Raw genomic sequence first — 18,618 nt, forward strand, 5'->3', positions numbered from 1 at the left:
GGTCATTCCTTTGTTAGCGGCCGAACCGGTTGCGACGGGCTAGCAGTTTCGCCGCGATCGTCAGGATCAGGACGAGGGCGACCAGGGTGAGTGCCGCGGCCCAGGCCCGGGCCGGCGCGTACCGGGAGGCGTCCCCGGCCTGCTGGTAGACGTAGAGCGCCAGCGACGACTGGTTGTTCTCGAACGGGTTGAAGTTGATCGCCGCACCGCCGCCGGCCACCAGCAGCACCGGTGCCGTCTCACCGGCGGCCCGGGCGACGGCCAGCATGACGCCGGTGACGATCCCGGGCAGGGCGGTGGGGAGCACGATCCGCAGGATGGTCTTCCACTTCGGGATGCCGAGGGCGTACGACCCCTCGCGCAGCGGCGCCGGCACCAGCCGGAGCATCTCCTCGGTGGACCGGACGATGGTCGGGAGCATCAGCACGCTCAACGCGAGCGAGGCGGCGAAGCCGGAGTAGCCCGGCCGGCCGTCGTTGAAGATCGGCGAGACGATCAGGATCCAGAAGGCCAGTACGAAGAGACCGGCCACGATCGACGGGATGCCGGTCATCACGTCGACGAAGAACCGGATCGTGAAGGCGAAGCGCCCCCGGCCGTACTCGACGATGTAGATGGCGCAGAGCACGCCGAGCGGCACGGTGATCAGCGTGGCGACGCCGACCTGCTCCAGGGTCCCGATGATCGCGTGGTACGCGCCACCGTTCGGGTCCCGGGCGCCGATATTGTTCATCGAGGTCTGGAAGAAGTTTCCGTCCAGCCGCTCCATGCCCTTGCTGACCAGGGTCCAGGTGACCGAGACCAGCGGAAGCAGGGCCAGGACGAAGGCGGAGTGGATCAGCGCGCTCCAGGTGCGGTTGCGCGCCTGCCGGCGGCCCTCCACGACGTTGCTGGCCAGGTAGAGCCCGGCCAGGTAGAAGACCACGGCGAGGGCCAGCACCAGGGCGGTGCCGCCGATGTCGGTGCCGTAGACGAGTGCGGCGGAGACGACGACGGCCGCCACCGCGATGCCGAGGGCGGCCAGCACCGGCAGGCGGTGGGTCCGCAGTTGCGGACGCTGGCCGGGTGCCACCGGGGGAGGTGCGGTGGTCAGTGTGCTCATGCGGCGGACTCCGTGAACTCCCGGCGCCGGTAGATGATCGCCCGCGCGGTGATGTTGACGATCAGGGTGATCGAGAAGAGGACCAGGCCGGAGGCGATGAGTGCGCCCCGGCCGACGTCGTTGGCCTCGCCGAACGCGTTCGCGATGTTGGCGGCGACGGTGTTCCCGCCGTTCTCGATGATGTTGAACGAGATGTTCGAGACGATGCCGAGGGTCATCGCCAGGGCGATCGTCTCGCCGAGCGCGCGACCGAGGCCGAGCATCGTGGCACCGATGACACCGGGTCGGCCGTACGGCAGCACCGCCGTGCGGATCATCTCCCACTTGGTGGCGCCGAGGGCGAGTGCGGCCTCCTCGTTGGCGGTCGGGGTCTGCCGGAACACCTCGCGGGAGAGCGAGGTGATGATCGGCAGCACCATGATCGCCAGCACCAGCGAGCCGAGCAGGATCGACTTACCGAACGGACCGTCGCCGCCGAAGATCGGGATCCAGCTGAAGTACTTGTTCAACCAGGCCGACAGGTCCCGGACCGGGCCGTAGAAGAAGTCCCGGCCCCAGAGCCCGAACACCACGCTCGGTACCGCGGCCAGCAGGTCGATCAGGAAGCCGAGGGCGGTACCGATCCGGCGGGGGGCGTAGTGGGACAGGTAGAGCGCGATGCCCAGCGCGACCGGTACGGCCAGCAGCAGCGCCAGGACCGAGGTCAGGACGGTGCCGAAGGCGAGCGCGCCGATGCCGAACCTCGGCGAGGACTCGTTCGGGAACCAGCCTTCGAAGGTGAAGAAGTTGGCGGTGTTGGCGTTCAGCGCCGGTACGGCCTTGGCGATCAGGAAGATCGCGATCGCCACGATGATGACCAGCACCATCGTGCCGGCGGCCACGGTGAGGCCCTGGAAGACGCGCTCCGCACCGAAGGCACGTCGCCGGGGCAGCGCGCCGCCGCCCCCCAGTCCACCGCCGATGCCGCCGCCGTCGCCGCCCCGGCCCCCGGCTCCGTTCGGAGCGCGGTCCACGGGTGTCACTGGTACGTCGACCGACAGCGCGGCACCGGCGGACCGGACGTGACTGGGGGTCACGCGCGGTCCGCCGGTGCCGGCGTTGGCCGAGCGGTCTGGGGTGTCGCCCATCTGCTCGCTCGCTCCGATTGACGAAGTTATGAGGATGATCTAGCGGGTGGATCAGGCGAGGGTCTTGACCGTGGCCTCGACCTTGGTACGCACCGTCTCGGGCAGCGGGGCGTAGCCCAGCTCGGTCAGGTCGGCCTGGCCCTCGGTGCTGGCGGCGTAGCTGAGGAAGCCCTTGACCAGCGCCAGCTTGTCGGCGGCGAGGCCCTTGCTGCAGACGATCTCGTAGGTCACCAGGACGATCGGGTACGCCCCGGCCTCCTTGGTGTTGAAGTCGATCGACATCTTCAGGTCGTCGCCCTGGCCGGTGACCTGCGCGCCGCCGATGGTCTTGGCGGCCGACTCGGCGGTCAGCGCGGCGAACTCGCCCGCCCCGTTACCGATCTTGGCCATCTTCAGGCCGCCGTTCTCGGCGTACGACATCTCGACGTAGCTGATGCTGCCGTCAGCCTGCTTGACCGCGCTGGCCACGCCGTCCGACTTGGCCGCACCGGTGCCGCCCGGGGCCTTCCACGCCTTGCCCTTACCGAAGGTCCAGTCGGCCTCGGCGGTCTTGCCCAGGAAGTCGGTGAAGTTGTCCGTGGTGCCCGACTCGTCGGAGCGGTGGACGGTCTGGATCGTGGTCGACGGCAGGGTGGCACCCGGGTTGTCGGCCTTGATCTCGGCGGCGTCCCACTTGGTGACCTTGCCCGCGAAGATCTTGGCGAGGGTGGCCGGCTTGAGCTGGAGGTTGTCCAGGCCGCTGACGTTGTAGACGACCGCGACCGGGCCGATCACCATCGGCAGGTGGATCGCCTTGCCACCGACGCACTTGGCGTCGGCCTGCGGCTGCTCTTCTTCCTTGAGCGCCGAGTCCGAACCGGCGAAGTCGGCGGTGCCGGCGATGAAGGCCTGGATGCCCGCGCCGGAACCACTCGGCTCGTAGTTGATGGTCGAGCCAGCACACATCTGCTGGTATGCCTTACGCCATTCGTCGACCGCGTTCTTCTGCGCCGACGAACCCTGGGCGTTGATGGTGCCCGTAGCGCAGTCGGCAGCCGCGGGGGACCCGGAGGCCGATGCCTCGGTGGGCTCGTTATTGTCCGAGCCGCACGCGCTGACTGCCAGTGCCGTGGCCAGAGCGAGGCAGGCAATGGTGCCGTGCCGCTGGAGCTTCACCTGAAAGGTTCCCTTCACCTTGTACGAGAGCAAACCCCGGAGCCCCGCCCCGGGAGCCGGCTGGTGACCGGCTACTAGGGAAAAGTTAGGAGCACCAGGTAGCCGGTTCGCCGGTCGTGAGTGAACGCAGGGTGAACAGGGATAGCCGGCTGGATGGCCGGATCCTGAGGGTGAGATGTCCGTTCCGTGAACCGTGGGACTGGTGCGACATGAAGTGCTATTAGGACGGGTTCGTCACCGCCCACGGAGTGGCGTTCGGCACCGTACTGGCCGTGCTGCCCCGGCGGGGACGGGCTACGAGCCGGCGGCCACGGCCGGTCGTCGGTACTGCACGTGTCGCAGCCAGTTGGCGAAGCCGAGCCGGGTGTAGAGGGCCATCGCCCGCTCGTTCGACTCGTCGACGTACAGCATCACCCGGGTCAGGTTCTGGTTCCGCAGGTGGTGCAGGCCGGCGAGGCTGAGCGCCCGGCCCAGTCCGCGCCGGTGGGCGGTGGGATCGACGCCGAGCACGTACACCTCACCGATCGCCGGGGACCTGCCGGCCGGAGCGTGCACCTTCGTCCAGTGGAACCCGACGATCCGTCCGGTCGGGTCGTCGACGGCGAGCAGGAAGCCGTCCGGGTCGAACCAGGGCTCTGCGAGCCGGAGCCGCAGGTCGGCCAGTGTCCACCGGCCCTGCTCGGGATGGTCGGCAAAGGCCCGCCGGTTGACGGCCAGCCAGGCCTGGTCGTCCTCGCCGGGCCGGAACGCCCGGATCGACACCCCGGCGGGCAGTCCGGCTTCGGGCAGCGGTTCCCGCAGCGACCGGCGCAGTTGCCACAGCACCCGGGCCCGATCGAAGCCCAGGTCGAGGGCGAGCGCGGCGGCGGACGGATGGTCGCTGTGTGCCCAGACCAGCAGGTCGGCGGCGTCCGCCGAGGTACCGAGGCGCGCACCGGGCCGGTCGTCGCCGGCCGTCGCGGCGAGCAGCGCCTCGACCAGGGCGCGGCCCAGCCCCTGCCGGCGGTGCATCGGATGTACGACGAGTTCGGCGCCGATCCCGCCGCCGTCGCTGCGGAACTCCAACTGGGCGTACCCGGTCAGGAGCCCGTCGGGTCGACGCAGCGTCAGGTGGGTGGCCGCCCCGGGCTCGGCGTGCCGGAGCCGCAGCGTGGCGTCCTCGGAGATCGACTCGGTCCCGTCGGCGGCCCCCGCCGCACCGATGAGCGCGAGCACGGCCTCGACGTCGTCCGGGGAAGGTCGTTCGAGTCGCACCACCCGGTGGTCGGCCGCGTCTGCCCTGATCACCTTCACACCGTAGACCCGAGATCCGGACGACTGCCGGCCGGACCGCTCAGAACGGGGTCGGGGGCCGGGCCGGGGCTGTGGCCGGCGGACCACTCGGTGTGGCCGTACCCGTCGGTCGAGGGATGCCCGGCGGGCCGGTTTCCGGGTCCGTGTTCGCTGGTGGCCCGGTGGGCAGGGCCACCAGCCCGAAGCGGCGGCTCAGGTTGATCAGCATCGGGTAGAGCGCGTTCATCGTGCCCTGCCGGTTGCCGCCGGCGTCGTGCAGCAGCACGATCGCGCCGGGGGAGACGTTGTCGGTCACCGTGGCGACGATGTTCCCGGCGCCGGGCCGGGTCCAGTCCCGTGGATCCACCGTCCAGTGCAGCGAGGTCATGCCCAGTTTCCGGGCCGCCGCGACCACCGACGAGGTCCAGTTGCCACCGGGCTGGCGGTAGTAGGCGATCCGGGCATCGGGAACGGCCGCCCGGATCGCCTCGTTGGTCCGGGTGAGGTCGGTCAGGATGGCGGTGGGAGACCGGCCGCCGAGTCCGATGTCGTGCGCCCAGGAGTGGTTGCACAGGGTGTGTCCCTCGGCGGCGATGGCCCGGACCAGCTGTGGGTACGCCCGCGCGTTGCCGCCGACCAGGCAGAAGGTGGCCTTGACCTGGTACTGGCGCAGGATGGCCAGCGCCTGTGGCGTGTACCGGGGGTCCGGTCCGTCGTCGAAGGTGAGCGCCACGTACTGGGAGCCGGTGGTCACCCGGGCGCCGAAGGGCCCGTCCCGTTCCGCCGGTAGCTGGGGTGGGCCGTACGCCTGGCCCGGGGCCAGGTCCTCGTTCCCGGGCCAGGCGGCGGTCGGCCCGGGGGTGCTGGTCGGGGCCGTCGGCGACGGAATCGTGGATCGGGTGTCGGGTGCGGTGTGGGAGCCGGGATCGGCGGAGTTCGCCGACTGGGGGCGGGTACCGCCGAGTGGGCCACCGGGGCTGCCCAGGGTGTGGCCGAGAACGTAGGCGCCGCCCAGGATCGCGGTCGTGACCACCGTGGCGACCACGAGCATGTTGGTCCTGGACAGGGTGGCCATCAGCGGGCCGTTCCGGGAGGGACCGTACGCCGGCCCGCCACCTTCGCCACGACACTCGCTGCTGACACGTCTGCCCCCTCCGGATGTTCCCGGTCAAGGCTACGTACCAATTGCCCGAATAGAGATAGTTTCTTCCATTGCTGCGAAGATTACTCAGGCCGTACGACGGAAGGGCCGCCCCGGCGGTCGCGGGCGGCCCTCAAACGATGTCGTCGTCTCAGACGGGCAGCGGTACGCCTTCCGACTCCGGCAGCGGCCGGGAGGGCGGGGTGACGAACTTGTACCCCACCTGCCGGACGGTGCCGATCATCGACTCGTACTCCGAGCCGAGCTTGGCCCGCAGTCGACGTACGTGCACGTCGACGGTGCGGGTGCCGCCGAAGTAGTCGTAGCCCCAGACCTCCCGCAGCAACTGGTCCCGGGTGAAGACCCGGCCCGGGTGCTGGGCGAGGAACTTGAGCAGCTCGAACTCCTTGTACGTCAGGTCGAGCGGCCGACCCTTCAGCTTGGCGGCGTAGGTGTCCGGGTCGATGGTCAGTTCACCGGCCCGGATCAGTCCGCCGGCCGCCGCGGTCGCGTTGCTGAGTCGGCCGACGGCCAGCCGTAGCCGGGCCTCGACCTCGGCCGGACCGGCGCTGGACAGGATGACGTCGTCCACGCCCCAGTCCGCGTTCAACGCGATCAGGCCGGCCTCGGTCACCACCGCCACCAGCGGTACGCCGAGTCCGGTGGCGTGCAGCATCCGGCAGGTTGCCCGGGCCTCGCTCAGTTCCGAGCGGGCGTCGACCAGTACGGCGTCCGGGCTGGGCCCGGACACGAGGGTGCGGACATCACGTGGCGCGGTACGCACCGAGTGGGGCAGCAGATCGAGGGCAGGCAGCACAACGGACGGTTCGCCTGCGCGCGCGGTCACCAGCAGCAGGATCTCCACACATCACCTCCGTCCCGGCGGCACCGAACGGGCCGCACGGTGGCCAGCGGCGCTCGGCGGTGGCCGGGAGTACCGCTGGAGACTGGGGTTTGTCCCGGCTTCGCTGGCGGGCAGGTAAGGCCTGAGTTTATCGGAAGTTCCCCGCACTGCTCTCACACGTTTCTCCGATCGTCTGTGGGATCGGTCATTACGTACAAGTTTCCAAGTCGGCTAAACCGGGATCGGCGCGTCACCCGGTCGGTCTGGCACGATCGAGGCGTGTACCCCTCGACGCCACCGGAGACAGGTCGCGATTCCTGGCCGGACAACCGGCCCGGTCCGGCCGGCCCGCACCGTGCCCCGGACCCTCGCGGCCACCCCGCCGGTCCCGATCCCCGGGGCGGCCCCTTCGACGGTCCCCGGCCGTCCGACGGTTCCCGGCCGTCCGAGAGTCCGCGTCCGTCCGACGCACCGCGATCCGCCGGTGACCACCGGTCGACCGACGCCTCCCGGGCGGAGGCCGCCGCCCGGGCGGAAGCGGTCGGCGACCTGGACGAGCAGGACGACGACGAGGAGGAGTTGCCACCCGTACCGATCCGTCGGCTGCTGTCGGTGGCGATCGCCGGGTTCGCCGGACTGGTCGGCGTCGGCCTGATCTTCGGGGCGCAGACCGCCGGCCCGGGTGCCCGACTGCCGTTCACCATGGTCGTCTTCGGCGTGCAGTTGCTGTTCATCCTGGCCTGGACGATGGCCACCCGCCCGCCCGCGTTGCTGCTGGTCGCGGGGGTGTCGGTCGCGGCTGCCGCCGCCGCCGACGCGGCCGCCGTACTGCCGGAGGTCGCCGCGCTCGGCCCGCTGGGGTACGTGGCCGCGGGTGCCCTGCTGGTCGGGGTGGTCGGTCAGCTCGTCCGGCGGGCCGACCGGGCCCGGGTAACCGAGTCGCTCGGCGCCACCCTGTTCATCGTGATCGGCGTCGTCTCGTTCGCGACCCTCATCGTGCTCAGCCGGATCCCGGTGGGCACCCAGGCGATCATCGTCTGCCTCACCGCGACCGCGGTCGCGGTGACCGTCGCACGGCTGACCGACGCACTGCTGCCGTGGCCGAGACTGGCCCCGCAGGTGCCGCGCGGCGCGGCCGGCGTGGTGCTCGGGGCGATGCTCGGCACCCTGGCCGCCGCCATCCTCGGCAGCTACCTGGTCCCGATGACGCCGACCCGTGGCGCGGTGGTCGGGCTGGTCGCGGCGGCCGCTGCGGTGCTGGCCGACCTCGCGGTCGGCTACTCGGAGGCGGGCCGGCAGATGGCCGGCGAACCGCCGACGATGTGGGTCGCCCGGCACATGCAGGGCCCGCTCGGCGGATTCGCCCTGGCCGCACCGGCGGCCTACGCGATGAGCGTCTTCTTCCTGTAAGGAAGGGCCCCTTCTTATCGCTTTTTGTACAGGAAGGGCCCCTTCCTAACACCGCCCGGGGGCCACGATTGGAGATGTGGCGCGTCGGGTAGATAGTGGTGCCGGTGACGGTGATCGACCGGCGTACCCGATTTCCGAGAAGAGGCGGCGGCGTGGCAGACAGCTATCCGGCAGACGGCGGGACGTACGGCGAACGGCCCCGTCGGCGCAGGGGCCGTCGGGCGCTCATCATCCTGATCATCCTTCTGCTCGTGCTGGGCGGCCTGCTCGTGATCGCCGACCGGGTCTCCGCCGGAATCGCCGAGCGGGTCGTCGCCGACCAGGTCGACCAGCAGCTCACCAAGCAGAACGTCCAGTCGTCGGCCCCCGAGGTGACCGTGGGCGGCTTTCCGTTCCTCACCCAGGTGCTGGGCGGCCGGTACGACTCGATCAACGTCGTGCTCCGGGATCTCCAGGGACCGGTCCAGGGCACCACCACCACGGTACGGGTGCCGGAGCTGACGGCCGACGCCCGGAACGTCACCGCGTCGCTCGACACGCTGCGCACCGGCCAGGGCGAGGTCACCGCCGAGACGGTGCAGGGTACGGCGACGGTCGCCTACGACAGCGTGGTCGCGCTGATCGACCGCCCCGGGGTGGAGCTGCGGGAGCAGGACGGCAAGCTGGCCGTCACCGCGCCGGTACGGGTGCCGATCCTGGAGCAGAACCTGACCGTACGGGGCACCGCGAAGCTGACCGTGCAGGGCACCGACATCGTCATCAACTTCGAGCGGCTGACCGCCGACGACCTGCCGGACAACCCGGCGATCCAGTCCTTCATCTCCGCCTTCGCCCAGCAGCTCTCGGTCCGGGTGCCCCTGCCGGCGCTGCCGTTCGAGTTGGAGCTCCAGGAGGTGCGGCCGATGCCGAACGGACTGGCCGTGACGGGAAGCGCCCGTAACGTGTCGCTGAGTGAGGTCAGCTGATCCGGGGCGTGGACGGGTGATCCCGGATCGTGGTCGGCGCTGGGTAACGGCTTAGTACCACTGGTACGCTCCCGAACCATGGGGACGCTCCTCACCAAACGGCGCGCGGTCGACCTGTGCCGCGTGGCCACCTGCCTGTGTCGCCCCGTCATCTGACGGCGGGGCTGTCTCTGCGTACCCTCTGAGTCCCTTCCACGCCCGGCAGCGGCGCCGTCGCACGTACCCGTGATCCGTCCAATCCATGGGTCCCGCGCGTGACTTGCGACCACAACATCAGTCGATCCACACGCGCAGGCTCACCACAATCCTCACCAAGGAGTGATCTGATGAGTCGCGACACCGCACTCGTCTCGGCCGACTGGGTCGAGAAGAACCTCGACGCCCCCGGCGTGGTCTTCGTCGAGGTCGACGAGGACACCACCGCGTACGACGGTGGGCACATCGCCGGTGCGATCAAGCTGGACTGGAAGACCGACCTGCAGGACCCGGTACGGCGGGACTTCGTGAACAAGTCGCAGTTCGAGGCGCTGCTCTCGGGGCGGGGCATCGGCAACGACGACACCGTCATCCTGTACGGCGGCAACAACAACTGGTTCGCCGCCTACGCGTACTGGTACTTCAAGCTCTACGGGCACGGCGACGTCAAGCTCCTCGACGGTGGCCGCAAGAAGTGGGAGCTGGAGGGTCGTCCGCTGGTCGCCGACGCGGTCTCCCGCCCGGCGACGCAGTACGTCGCGCAGGAGCCGGACCTCACCATCCGGGCCTTCCGCGACGAGGCGGTCGACGCGATCGGCAGCAAGAACCTGGTCGACGTGCGTTCCCCCGACGAGTACGCCGGCCGGCTGCTCGCCCCGGCCCACCTGCCGCAGGAGCAGGCGCAGCGTGCCGGGCACATCCCGACCGCGATCAGCGTGCCGTGGTCGAAGGCCGCCAACGAGGACGGCACCTTCAAGTCCGACGACGACCTGCGCAAGATCTACGCGGAGGCCGGCCTGGACGACGGCAAGGAGACCATCGCGTACTGCCGGATCGGCGAGCGCTCCTCGCACACCTGGTTCGTCCTCAAGGAGCTGCTGGGGCACCAGAACGTGAAGAACTACGACGGTTCCTGGACCGAGTACGGCTCGCTCGTCGGTGTGCCGGTGGCGCTCGGCGATGAGCCGGGGGAGGCGTGAGTACGATGACCGCTCCCATCGCCGCCGGTTGCGCGGCCCCGGACCAGGCGGCTCCGCTGCCCGCGGGTCTGGACCTGGAGAAGGAAACCGTCATCACCGGAGTGGTCAGCGCCGAGAACGGCGAGGCCGTTGCGGGGGCGTACGTCCGGCTGCTCGACTCCACGGGTGAGTTCACCGCCGAGGTCGTCACCTCACCGGCCGGCCAGTTCCGGTTCTTCGCCGCACCGGGGAGCTGGACGCTGCGGGCGTTGTCCCGGCACGGCAATGGCGACACCGCGATCACCGCCGGTCGGGGCATCAACGAGGTCGCCGTCACCGTCGGCTGAGGCGTACCGGTACTGACTGCGACACCAGGATCCCGCCGATCTGCTCCGATCGGCGGGATCCTTGCTGTGCGGTGCGGTGCGGTGCGGTGCGGTGCGGAGCCGACCGGATGGGTCAGATCCGGGCGACGAGCATCTCGGTCGAGACCCGCCACAGCCGGGCGGCGGCCTCCGGGTCGAGCGCGTACCCGGCCACGCCCGACTGTCCCGAGGCGCCCCGGACGGCCTCGTTGCAGTCCTCGAAGTACCGGCCGCCGACTCCGTCGAGCGCGGGCCAGGTCGCGACCAGTACGGCGGTCGCCGCACCCTGTTCCGGAGTCTTGAATTCCTCACCGGAGGCCTTCGCGGCGTCGAGCTCCTGCTGGCTCATGTACCGGGTCAGGTTCGACGCGATGATCGCCCCGGGGTGTACCGCGTTGACGGTGATCCCCGCTGCGGCCCAGCGCTTGTCGGCCTCGACCGCGAACAGGATGTTGGCCGTCTTGGACTGCCCGTACGCCACCCAGGGGTCGTAGTCGCGCCGCTCGAAGTTGATGTCGTCGAAGTCGATCCCGGCGTTCTGGTGTCCCCGCGAGCTGAGCGACACGACGCGGGACCGACCGGCCGCCGCCAGCGCGCCGTACAGGCCGGTGGTCAGGGCGAAGTGCCCGAGATGGTTGGTGCCGAACTGGAGTTCCCAGCCCTGCGGGGTCCGGGTGAGCGGCGGGGCCATGATCCCGGCATTGTTGATCAGGATGTGCAGCGGGCCGGTCCAGCCGGCGACGAACGCCGCGATCGACGCCGGGTCGGCGAGGTCGAGCGCGGCGACCCGGACCCGGGTGTTGCCGGTGCTCGCGCTGATCTGCGCGGCGACCCGCTCGCCGGCGGCGATGTCGCGGACGGCCAGGGTCACCTCGGCGTTGGCGCTGGCGAGCGCACGGGCGGTCTCGACGCCGATCCCGGACGCGGCGCCGGTGACGATCGCCCGACGACCGTCGAGGTCGATTCCGGCGACGATATCGGCGGCGGTCGAGTGCGCGCCGAAGGGTGTGGTGATGCGGCTGTCGTTCATTGATTTGCCTTTCTTCCGCTTTCTGGCGAGGTGCCGGGTTCCCGTTTGGTGCCGGAGTATCGAACCGGAGCCTCCTCCGTTACCTGTCCAGGATAACCGGAGCTTTCTCCGGTTGGTCGGCCATGCCCTGATGCGCTGGTCACAGCGCCTCAGCCCGCCACGCGCCCCGGGGGGTACGCCGGCACGCAGGTGTACGACGGGCTGACCGGGGAACCACCGACCGTTCGTACGTGCGGGCGGGCACGCGTTCCGTAGCGGCGGGCGCGGGCGGACAGACCGGGACCTGCGACTGGAGGCTGTTATGTCGGGGAACATGCCGACGACCACCACGGTGGGCGAATTGCTGCTCAGTCGGCTTCAGGACCTCGGCGTACGGCATATCTTCGGCCTGCCCGGCGACTACAACATGGAGTTCCTCGACCAGGTCGAGGAGTTTCCCGGGATCGCCTGGATCGGCAGTTGCAACGAGGTCAACGCCGCCTACGCCGCGGACGGCTACGCCAGAATGGCGGGGATCTCGGCGATGGTCACCACCTTCGGCCCGGGTGAACTGTCCGTGGTCAACGGGTTGGCGGGGGCGATGGCGGAGTCGGTGCCGATCGTCTCGATCGTCGGGGGACCGACGCTGGAGATCATGGACCGTCGGGCCGCCATGCACCACTCGCTCGGCGACGGTGATTTTGACCGCTGGGTCCGGATCGCTCGGGAGGTGACCGTCGCCCAGGCCACGTTGACGCCCGGGAACGCCGAGGCAGAGATCGACCGGGTGCTTGACGCGTGCTGGACGCAGCAGCGTCCCGTTTACCTCCGGCTGCCGGGCGACGTGGCCCAGCACTCCATTCCGCTGCCGGCCGGACGGTTCGCCCGGCCGGTACCGATCGGCGAGCCGGATCAGCTCGACGCGTTCGACACCGCCGCCCAGCGGCTGTTGGCCGGAGCCGTCTGCCCTGCTCTGCTGGTCGGAAACCTGGCGATCCGGTACGGCCTGGGCGCCGACATCGCCGCGCTGCTCACCGACCGGCACTGGCCGGCCGCGACCCAGGGACTCGGCCGAGGGCTGCTGGACGAAACCGGCCCGAACTTCGTTGGTATCTACAACGGTGGAGACAGCGTCGATGCCGTCCGGCAGGTCGTCGAGGGTGCCGACGTACTGGTCTGTGTCGGGACGAAGTTCTTCGACTGGGACGGTCTGTTCACCGCGGATCTCGATCCGAGCCGGATCATCACGATCGGTCGTCGGGCGAGTTCGGTCGGGGGGAAGGTCTTCGAACCGGTCGCCCCGGACGCCGCGCTGGCCCGGCTGCACACCATCGCGCCGGTCCGCGCGGTCGACTGGCCGACGAGTCCCGACCCGAGCCGGCCGGAGGGGGCCCGGCTCGATCCAGCCAGCAACGCGCCGATCACCCAGGCCCGGCTCTGGCCGGCGATGGCGGCCATGTTCGCCGAGGGCGACATCGTGGTGCCGGAGACCGGTACCCCCTCCTTCGGGGTGGCGTCGATCAGGCTGCCGCGCAACGCGGTGTGCGTGCAGGCGCCGCTGTGGGGGGCGATCGGGTACGCCATTCCGGCCGCGTTCGGAGCGGCGACGGCGAGCCCGGAGCGTCGGGTCGTACTCGTCACCGGGGACGGGTCGCTGCAACTGACCGTGCAGGAGATCAGCCGGATGATGGCGACCGGCCAGCGACCGATCATCTTCGTGCTGAACAACGCCGGCTACACGGTGGAACGGGCCATCGACGGGCCGCACCAGCCGTACAACGACATCGACGACTGGCGGTACACGGAGTTGCCGGCCGCGCTCAGCCCGGACGTGGCGGTGGACTCGCACCTGGTCAGCACGGAGGGGGAACTCGCCCGGGTGCTGGCCGGGCTGGGCGGCGTACCGGACCGACCGACGATCGTCGAGGTCATCGTCGACCCGCAGGACCTGCCGGCCGGCATGCCGCAGTGGGGCAGGGAAACCACGGCGGTCGACTACCAGACGACCCTCAACGAGACTCCCCGGCTCTCCTGGCAGGGGCTGCCGTCCTGAGTGGAACGACGGGGTTGTCGCTCGGACTACCCACTAGGGAGCGGGAGTGGGTGGTGGCGGGTCGACCGCGATCCCGAGCTGCACCGGCGCGGAGAAGTTGCCCGAGCTGTCGAAGGCCCGGACTCGGAACATGTAGATGCCGAACCCACGGGAGACCCCGTACGCGAACGTGTCGCCGACCATGGTCACCGCGGACACGGTGCCGGTCTGCTGCACCTCGTATCCGGCGACGAAGACGTTGTCCCGGGACGCGTCCCAGGTGACGCGGTAGTGGCCGTTCTGCGGGCCGGTGAGCCGCAGGTTGGTCGGGGCGGTCGGCGGAACCGTCTCGGGCTGCGGACCGAATCTGATGATGGCGAACGGGGACGAGTTGCCGGCGGCGTCGACCGCCCGGATGCCGAAGGTGAAGAGCATCGGTGGCGGGACCGGCATCGTGTGGCTGGTCTCGGTGGTGGTGGCCATCCGAGAGCCGTTGGAGAAGATCTCGTACCCGGTCACCCTGCGGTTGTCGGTCGAGGCGTCCCACCGCAGCGTGACGGTCTGGCTCCCGAATTCCGTGCGGGGGTTCGCCGGGATGGTCGGCGGGCTGACGTCCGGGCCGCGACCGCCGGCTACTTCGAAGGCCGCGACGGTCGAGTGGGCGGAAGCGGGCAGTGACACGACCGCCGCAGCGCCGAGGGCTAGTGCCGCAGCCAGAGCGACGACTGGGGCCCGGCGAGACGTAAAGATTTTCATGTTCCATCACATTAATATGCTTCGATGTTCAGGGCAATCGCAGTCTGGCCAGGGTCGACCGTCGTCGCCCGGCTTGCGGCCCGACCTGTCGGCTGGCTCGTCGACGAGGTACCGCTGGCGGGGTTGGTCGGTCATAGCCAGACTCCCCGGTTCTTGTACCGGGACTGCCAGTCGCGTAGTGCCTTCTTGATCCGGTTGTTCTCGGTACGGGTCCGGATCAGCTCGGCCCGGAGATCGGCCACCTCGTCGGCGACCTGGTAGAGGAAGCCGCGTACCTCGTTGGGGTCGAGGCCCCGACGGGCCGTGGAGAACTGGTGGCCGCGAATCTGGCCGACGGTCAGCGGTGGACGTGCCGCCGCCGCGTGATGGATGCCGGTGGCCGGCGGCCAGATCCGAGTCAGCCGCGATGTGGCCGTCGGTGGGCGGGATCGGAACAGTCTGCGCAACATGAGCACCTTCCTGAGTCGTCTGGAAGGGCGGCCCGGCTCGCGGATCGGGGGAGACTGCACGAGCCGGGCCACCCGCCCCGCGACCGCAGCCTTGATCGGCAGTACGGCCCCAGGGCTGCCTGCGAGGGGGCCGGGACGGGTGAACCCCTTTCGCGTCGCTACCCGCCCCGACCAGGGGGAGCGCTCCTAGCTGCCACACGAGGAGTGCTCTCAGCCAACTTATGTGTGGATGTCGCGGACGTCAACCTCCGCACAATCCACCGCTAAGACTTGTTCCACACAGTAGGAGGTGATCAAATCGGAGGTGCCACGCGAGGAGTGCCATGCCTGCTCTGCCGGACTACTTCCGGATCTCGAACGCCATCATCGCCGACGTCAAGCAAGGACGGATGAAGGCGGGTGACAAGCTGCCTTCGATCGCCGAACTGTGCGACAAGTACAGGGTCAGCCCGTCGACCATCCGGCTGGTGTTCGTCCGTCTCGAAGCATTGGAAGTCATCGACCGCTACCAGGGCAAAGGTGTCTTCGTGACCGATCCGAAGACCTGGCTCCGTAAGCCCTGACTCGGCTGGCTTCGGCTCGACGATCTGCGAAGCTCCGCCGCCGATCGAGGGCTGAAGAGCGGGAGCGCGCTCATCTCGGGTCAGGGCACGCGTGTGTGCCGGCGGCGGAGGAGTCGGACAGCGACCTGATACACGGCGACGAACACCACCACCGGCACGAAGCCGATCGCCTGGAACAACCACGGGATCTCGTCGTTGTTCCATTCTGACCTGGCGTTAAGAACAAGTCCGGACACCAGCAGTGCGAGGAACGAGCCAACCGTCAGGAAAATTGCCCACACAATCGCGGATTGCCGCGCCCAGGAGCGGTACTGGGCCGCCAGCACGGTGGCCTCAGCCGGAGGCGTCCAACCCCCGCCACGGGATCGCTCCCAGATGTCTTTGATGGCTCGCACCTCGTCAGCTTGTGCCCCAACGCCCCCTGGCAGGGCGAACAGTCGTCCCGCGCGGTCGAGCAGCATCGTCCTGGACGAAGCCGGGTTGTTCTCGACCTCGATGCTCAACACGTCGGGCCACACTGTCCTGCGGGTCCGAAGCAGCTGCCGTACTGCGATGTGGTCCTGGTGGACGATGGTCGCCGCCCGCCAGAACCAGATGATGGCGAGATACACCGTGCTGATCAGCACGAGCATTCCCGCCTTGAAAGTCAGGGGCAGGTCGTCCTCCGGCACGATCCAGCGCGCCAACGAGATGCCCGGCAACCCCAGAAAGAGGGTGATGAACACCAACTGTGCCGGTCGTAGCCGGTACTTGCGGATCACCCGACCGTCGGTCCCTGTCTCCACCTGCTCCTCCAGTCGGAGATTGGCGTTCGAGGACGCAACGGTATCGCCGGGTCTGGGGAGGGGCCCGGTGGGGAGACCGCGAGGAATCGTCCGGTCCACAGGGCTCAAGCATTTCTCCAGGCCGTACGCGGGCCGCTCACTGCCCTCCCCCGGCGCTCGAAGGCGCCGCTGAGCCGCAGGGTGAGTCATCCGAGATCACGCCGCAGGTGCAGGTGCCCCGAGCGGCCTCCTCGCGTGCCTCGACGCCGTCGGTTCGCGTGCAGTGGTCCGGGCCCCGGGCGCTAACTCTCGCCGGAGCTGACTGCGAACCTCCTGGCCCGGATCTCACGAGACCCGGGCCAGTCCCAATACGCTTCCTTACCGTCCCATATGGAGTGTGGATGGTGTGGCTGATGCCTCGCGTGGGGAAGGCGGTGTGCTGCTCGGCTCGCTCAGCGTGTGGCAGGTCGACGAGCGGCGTACGTCAGTCGCCGGAGCAGGCCCTCGGCCGGCCCGCGCCATCCGGCCCGGCGCATCAGCTCGGCCAGCAGCACGGTTGTCAGCCAGGTACCGATCGCCACCGCTGCTGCGCCGGCGTCGCCGAGCCGCCCGCCGAGTCCGAGGGTGAACGGCGCGAAGAGCGCCACGAATCCGACCGACTGGAGCAGATAGCAGGTGAGCGACCGCTGCCCACAGGCGGCCAGCGCGGTGGCCACCCGTCCGGGCGCGTCGGCGACGCGGTGCGCGATGAGGCCGGCCAGTGCGGCGTACGCGAGCCCTCCGGCGATACCGGTCACGCTGTGCAGCGCATAAACCGGCACTGCGGTACCCGTCGTCCAGTCCGTCCAGATCTGTGAGTCCATCAGCGCCAGCGGGGCACCGCCGAGGATCGTGATGACGATTCCGGCCACCGCGACCCGCGTCAGCAGGGCACGGTGCCGACCGGGTTCGTCGAGCAGTCGGCGCCGGGCCGCCCAGATGCCGAGCAGGAACGGGGTGACGATGTCCAGGGCCAGCATCGGTCCGAGCCCGGCCCAGACCGCCAACCGCTGGCCGACCGCCTCGATCGGTGACTCGACGCTGGTGGGTAGCGGCGGCGACCCCTCGGTGATGATGGCCCACGCCGGCAGCATGGCAAGCGCGGCGAACACCAGGATCCACAGCCCGGCGACCCAGAGCAGCACCCGGTCACGGGCCCGCACCATGCCCACGAGAATCAGCGACAGCAGCCCGTAGGTGACCAGGATGTCGCCGAAGAACAACAGCAGCGCGTGGGCGAAGCCGAACGCGATCAGCCAGAGACTGCGGCGGCGCAACAGGCGACGTACGTCCGGCCATTCGGCTCCGGCCGCGATTCGCCGGTTGGCCAGCTGGACCAGTCCGTAGCCGAACAGTGCGGCGAACATCGGCAGCGCGCGGCCGTCGACGAAGAGGACCTGAAGGCCGGCGACGACCTGGTCGATGGGGCCACCGTTCAGTTGGTAGCCGCGGAACCCCTTGGGGTGGCCGTACAGGTACATGTGTGCGTGGGCCAATGCGATGAGCAGCAGCATCGTTCCGCGGGCAAGATCGGGGGCCAGTGACCTGTCGGACAGCCTGGTGGCGACATTGGGTGGACCGGTGCTGGGCTCGATGACAAGTCTGGACACGTGACGCCCCGTTCTCGGAGTCGGACCTTCGTGAAGACACGGCAGAATTGCCCGGGACGCCGGCGCCAGGCCCCGTCAATTAGCTACGCAGACGTATCTAACACCGCGAGGCTAAGCTACGCAAGCGTGTCTTAGTTTGGAGCCGTCTTGACCGAGAAACCGCAGGACCCGACATTGCGACGCTCCCGTCGCCGGGGAGATGACCTGATTCAGGCCATCCACGCCGCAGTGCTCGCCGAGGTGGCCAAGGTCGGAGTCGACGGGCTCACCATGGAGGGCATAGCGAAGAGCGCGGCGACCGCGAAGACGTCGTTGTACCGGCGCTGGCCGTCGCCACGAGAACTGCTACTGGACGCGTTGTACGAGGCGCATCCCGAGGAGCTACCGTCGCCGGGCGCCGACGACCTGCGCGGCGACCTGATCCGGGCGCTCCAGCAGCTCGTCGCCTGGATGGTCGAACCGGCCGGGAATGCCGTCAGGGTCATCATGCTCGAACGGCACCGCCATCCCGACCTGGTCGAGGCGCTGTACAACCGGGTCTTCAAAGGCCACGGCAGCACCTTCACCTACACGGTGCTGCGCCATTACGCCGAGCAGGGACAGATCGACCCCGAACTGATAACGCCGGTAGTGCGCGACATCGGGGAGGCCCTGGTGTTCAAGCACGTCACGGATGCCGACGACCTGCCGGACGACGATAAGCTCGCCGCAATCGTCGACCAGGCGATCCTGCCCGCGATCGGCATCCTGCCCGACCGCAAACAACGGTCGCCGAGGCCGGACGGCGACACCTGACTCGTTGCCTTTCGGCGTACACCGCCGCCTGGGCCCATGCCAGGACGTTTGGCACAGGCCCAGACG

The 18,618-nt window shown here is 69.5% G+C and carries 19 protein-coding genes; 8 read left to right on the forward strand and 11 right to left on the reverse strand.

Annotation, left to right across the window (positions count from 1 at the left end):
• Positions 1-13 precede the first annotated feature (13 nt).
• The 6 genes from pstA to H4W31_RS11615 all read right to left on the reverse strand — a co-directional run bounded on the left by pstA (position 14) and on the right by H4W31_RS11615 (position 6,662).
• Positions 14-1,102, reverse strand: a complete 1,089-nt coding sequence (gene pstA, locus H4W31_RS11590) for a phosphate ABC transporter permease PstA (RefSeq protein WP_192766665.1) — start codon at positions 1,100-1,102, stop codon at positions 14-16.
• Positions 1,099-2,229 carry a phosphate ABC transporter permease subunit PstC gene (pstC, locus tag H4W31_RS11595; RefSeq protein WP_192766666.1) on the reverse strand — a complete coding sequence of 377 codons (1,131 nt, stop codon included), beginning with the start codon at positions 2,227-2,229 and terminating at the stop codon, positions 1,099-1,101. Before pstC ends, pstA begins: the two co-directional genes overlap by 4 nt.
• Before the next feature lie 51 nt (positions 2,230-2,280).
• Positions 2,281-3,384, reverse strand: coding sequence for a phosphate ABC transporter substrate-binding protein PstS (pstS, locus tag H4W31_RS11600; protein ID WP_192766667.1), 1,104 nt, complete (start codon positions 3,382-3,384; stop codon positions 2,281-2,283).
• A 294-nt stretch (positions 3,385-3,678) separates the two neighbouring features.
• Positions 3,679-4,671, reverse strand: coding sequence for a mycothiol synthase (mshD, locus tag H4W31_RS11605; RefSeq protein WP_192766668.1), 993 nt, complete (start codon positions 4,669-4,671; stop codon positions 3,679-3,681).
• A gap of 46 nt (positions 4,672-4,717) precedes the next feature.
• Complete coding sequence (locus H4W31_RS11610; RefSeq protein WP_225945489.1) at positions 4,718-5,731, reverse strand: polysaccharide deacetylase family protein; 1,014 nt, start codon at positions 5,729-5,731, stop codon at positions 4,718-4,720.
• A gap of 217 nt (positions 5,732-5,948) precedes the next feature.
• A complete protein-coding gene (locus H4W31_RS11615) occupies positions 5,949-6,662 on the reverse strand; it encodes a winged helix-turn-helix transcriptional regulator (RefSeq protein WP_192766669.1) in 714 nt (237 codons plus the stop codon).
• 258 nt (positions 6,663-6,920) lie between these two features.
• Between H4W31_RS11615 and H4W31_RS11620 the strand changes: the two genes are divergently transcribed.
• From H4W31_RS11620 to H4W31_RS11635, 5 genes are all read left to right on the forward strand, one after another.
• Positions 6,921-8,051 (forward strand): hypothetical protein, encoded by a 1,131-nt coding sequence (locus H4W31_RS11620; RefSeq protein WP_192766670.1) that lies wholly within the window; start codon positions 6,921-6,923, stop codon positions 8,049-8,051.
• A 152-nt stretch (positions 8,052-8,203) separates the two neighbouring features.
• Positions 8,204-9,016: an LmeA family phospholipid-binding protein gene (locus tag H4W31_RS11625; RefSeq protein ID WP_192772023.1), complete on the forward strand. Its 813-nt coding sequence runs from the start codon at positions 8,204-8,206 to the stop codon at positions 9,014-9,016.
• A 78-nt stretch (positions 9,017-9,094) separates the two neighbouring features.
• Entirely contained in the window at positions 9,095-9,172 is a 78-nt protein-coding gene (locus H4W31_RS44180; RefSeq protein WP_311202345.1) for an Ms5788A family Cys-rich leader peptide, read from the forward strand.
• A gap of 170 nt (positions 9,173-9,342) precedes the next feature.
• A complete protein-coding gene (locus tag H4W31_RS11630; RefSeq protein WP_192766671.1) occupies positions 9,343-10,191 on the forward strand; it encodes a sulfurtransferase in 849 nt (282 codons plus the stop codon).
• A 5-nt stretch (positions 10,192-10,196) separates the two neighbouring features.
• Positions 10,197-10,517 (forward strand): DUF1416 domain-containing protein, encoded by a 321-nt coding sequence (locus tag H4W31_RS11635; RefSeq protein WP_225945490.1) that lies wholly within the window; start codon positions 10,197-10,199, stop codon positions 10,515-10,517.
• 112 nt (positions 10,518-10,629) lie between these two features.
• On the opposite strand, the gene H4W31_RS11640 is transcribed toward H4W31_RS11635, so the two are convergent.
• The gene (locus H4W31_RS11640) at positions 10,630-11,565 is read right to left on the reverse strand and encodes an SDR family NAD(P)-dependent oxidoreductase (protein WP_192766673.1); all 936 of its coding nucleotides are present in this window, start codon (positions 11,563-11,565) and stop codon (positions 10,630-10,632) included.
• Positions 11,566-11,866: 301 nt separating this feature from the next.
• Here H4W31_RS11640 and H4W31_RS11645 point away from each other — a divergent pair, with 301 nt between their 5' ends.
• Positions 11,867-13,597: an alpha-keto acid decarboxylase family protein gene (locus H4W31_RS11645; RefSeq protein ID WP_404825579.1), complete on the forward strand. Its 1,731-nt coding sequence runs from the start codon at positions 11,867-11,869 to the stop codon at positions 13,595-13,597.
• A 33-nt stretch (positions 13,598-13,630) separates the two neighbouring features.
• On the opposite strand, the gene H4W31_RS11650 is transcribed toward H4W31_RS11645, so the two are convergent.
• Both H4W31_RS11650 and H4W31_RS11655 read right to left on the reverse strand, forming a co-directional pair.
• The gene (locus H4W31_RS11650) at positions 13,631-14,257 is read right to left on the reverse strand and encodes a fibronectin type III domain-containing protein (protein ID WP_192766675.1); all 627 of its coding nucleotides are present in this window, start codon (positions 14,255-14,257) and stop codon (positions 13,631-13,633) included.
• A 206-nt stretch (positions 14,258-14,463) separates the two neighbouring features.
• On the reverse strand, positions 14,464-14,781 hold the full coding sequence (locus H4W31_RS11655; RefSeq protein ID WP_192766676.1) for a DivIVA domain-containing protein: 318 nt from the start codon (positions 14,779-14,781) through the stop codon (positions 14,464-14,466).
• Positions 14,782-15,104: 323 nt separating this feature from the next.
• On the opposite strand from H4W31_RS11655, the gene H4W31_RS11660 reads away from it, so the two are divergent.
• Positions 15,105-15,344 carry a winged helix-turn-helix domain-containing protein gene (locus tag H4W31_RS11660; RefSeq protein WP_192766677.1) on the forward strand — a complete coding sequence of 80 codons (240 nt, stop codon included), beginning with the start codon at positions 15,105-15,107 and terminating at the stop codon, positions 15,342-15,344.
• Between the two features lie 80 nt (positions 15,345-15,424).
• Here the strand turns inward: H4W31_RS11660 and H4W31_RS11665 are convergent, their stop codons facing one another.
• Together H4W31_RS11665 and H4W31_RS44185 are read right to left on the reverse strand one after the other, a co-directional pair.
• Positions 15,425-16,129 carry a hypothetical protein gene (locus H4W31_RS11665; protein WP_192766678.1) on the reverse strand — a complete coding sequence of 235 codons (705 nt, stop codon included), beginning with the start codon at positions 16,127-16,129 and terminating at the stop codon, positions 15,425-15,427.
• A 431-nt stretch (positions 16,130-16,560) separates the two neighbouring features.
• A complete protein-coding gene (locus H4W31_RS44185; protein ID WP_318783136.1) occupies positions 16,561-17,757 on the reverse strand; it encodes a DUF418 domain-containing protein in 1,197 nt (398 codons plus the stop codon).
• A 147-nt stretch (positions 17,758-17,904) separates the two neighbouring features.
• On the opposite strand from H4W31_RS44185, the gene H4W31_RS11675 reads away from it, so the two are divergent.
• Entirely contained in the window at positions 17,905-18,552 is a 648-nt protein-coding gene (locus H4W31_RS11675) for a TetR/AcrR family transcriptional regulator (RefSeq protein ID WP_225945491.1), read from the forward strand.
• Positions 18,553-18,618 lie beyond the last annotated feature (66 nt).

Source organism: Plantactinospora soyae, from assembly GCF_014874095.1.
GTDB lineage: Bacteria > Actinomycetota > Actinomycetes > Mycobacteriales > Micromonosporaceae > Plantactinospora > Plantactinospora soyae.

Coding starts and splice junctions, on each gene's coding strand:
- H4W31_RS11635 (WP_225945490.1), top strand. CDS start 10,197: ATGACCGCTCCCATCGCCGCCGGTTGCGCGGCCCCGGACCAGGCGGCT.
- H4W31_RS11640 (WP_192766673.1), bottom strand. CDS start 11,565: ATGAACGACAGCCGCATCACCACACCCTTCGGCGCGCACTCGACCGCC.
- H4W31_RS11610 (WP_225945489.1), bottom strand. CDS start 5,731: ATGGCCACCCTGTCCAGGACCAACATGCTCGTGGTCGCCACGGTGGTC.
- pstC (WP_192766666.1), bottom strand. CDS start 2,229: ATGGGCGACACCCCAGACCGCTCGGCCAACGCCGGCACCGGCGGACCG.
- pstA (WP_192766665.1), bottom strand. CDS start 1,102: ATGAGCACACTGACCACCGCACCTCCCCCGGTGGCACCCGGCCAGCGT.
- H4W31_RS44180 (WP_311202345.1), top strand. CDS start 9,095: ATGGGGACGCTCCTCACCAAACGGCGCGCGGTCGACCTGTGCCGCGTG.
- H4W31_RS11655 (WP_192766676.1), bottom strand. CDS start 14,781: ATGTTGCGCAGACTGTTCCGATCCCGCCCACCGACGGCCACATCGCGG.
- H4W31_RS11660 (WP_192766677.1), top strand. CDS start 15,105: ATGCCTGCTCTGCCGGACTACTTCCGGATCTCGAACGCCATCATCGCC.
- H4W31_RS11630 (WP_192766671.1), top strand. CDS start 9,343: ATGAGTCGCGACACCGCACTCGTCTCGGCCGACTGGGTCGAGAAGAAC.
- H4W31_RS11645 (WP_404825579.1), top strand. CDS start 11,867: ATGTCGGGGAACATGCCGACGACCACCACGGTGGGCGAATTGCTGCTC.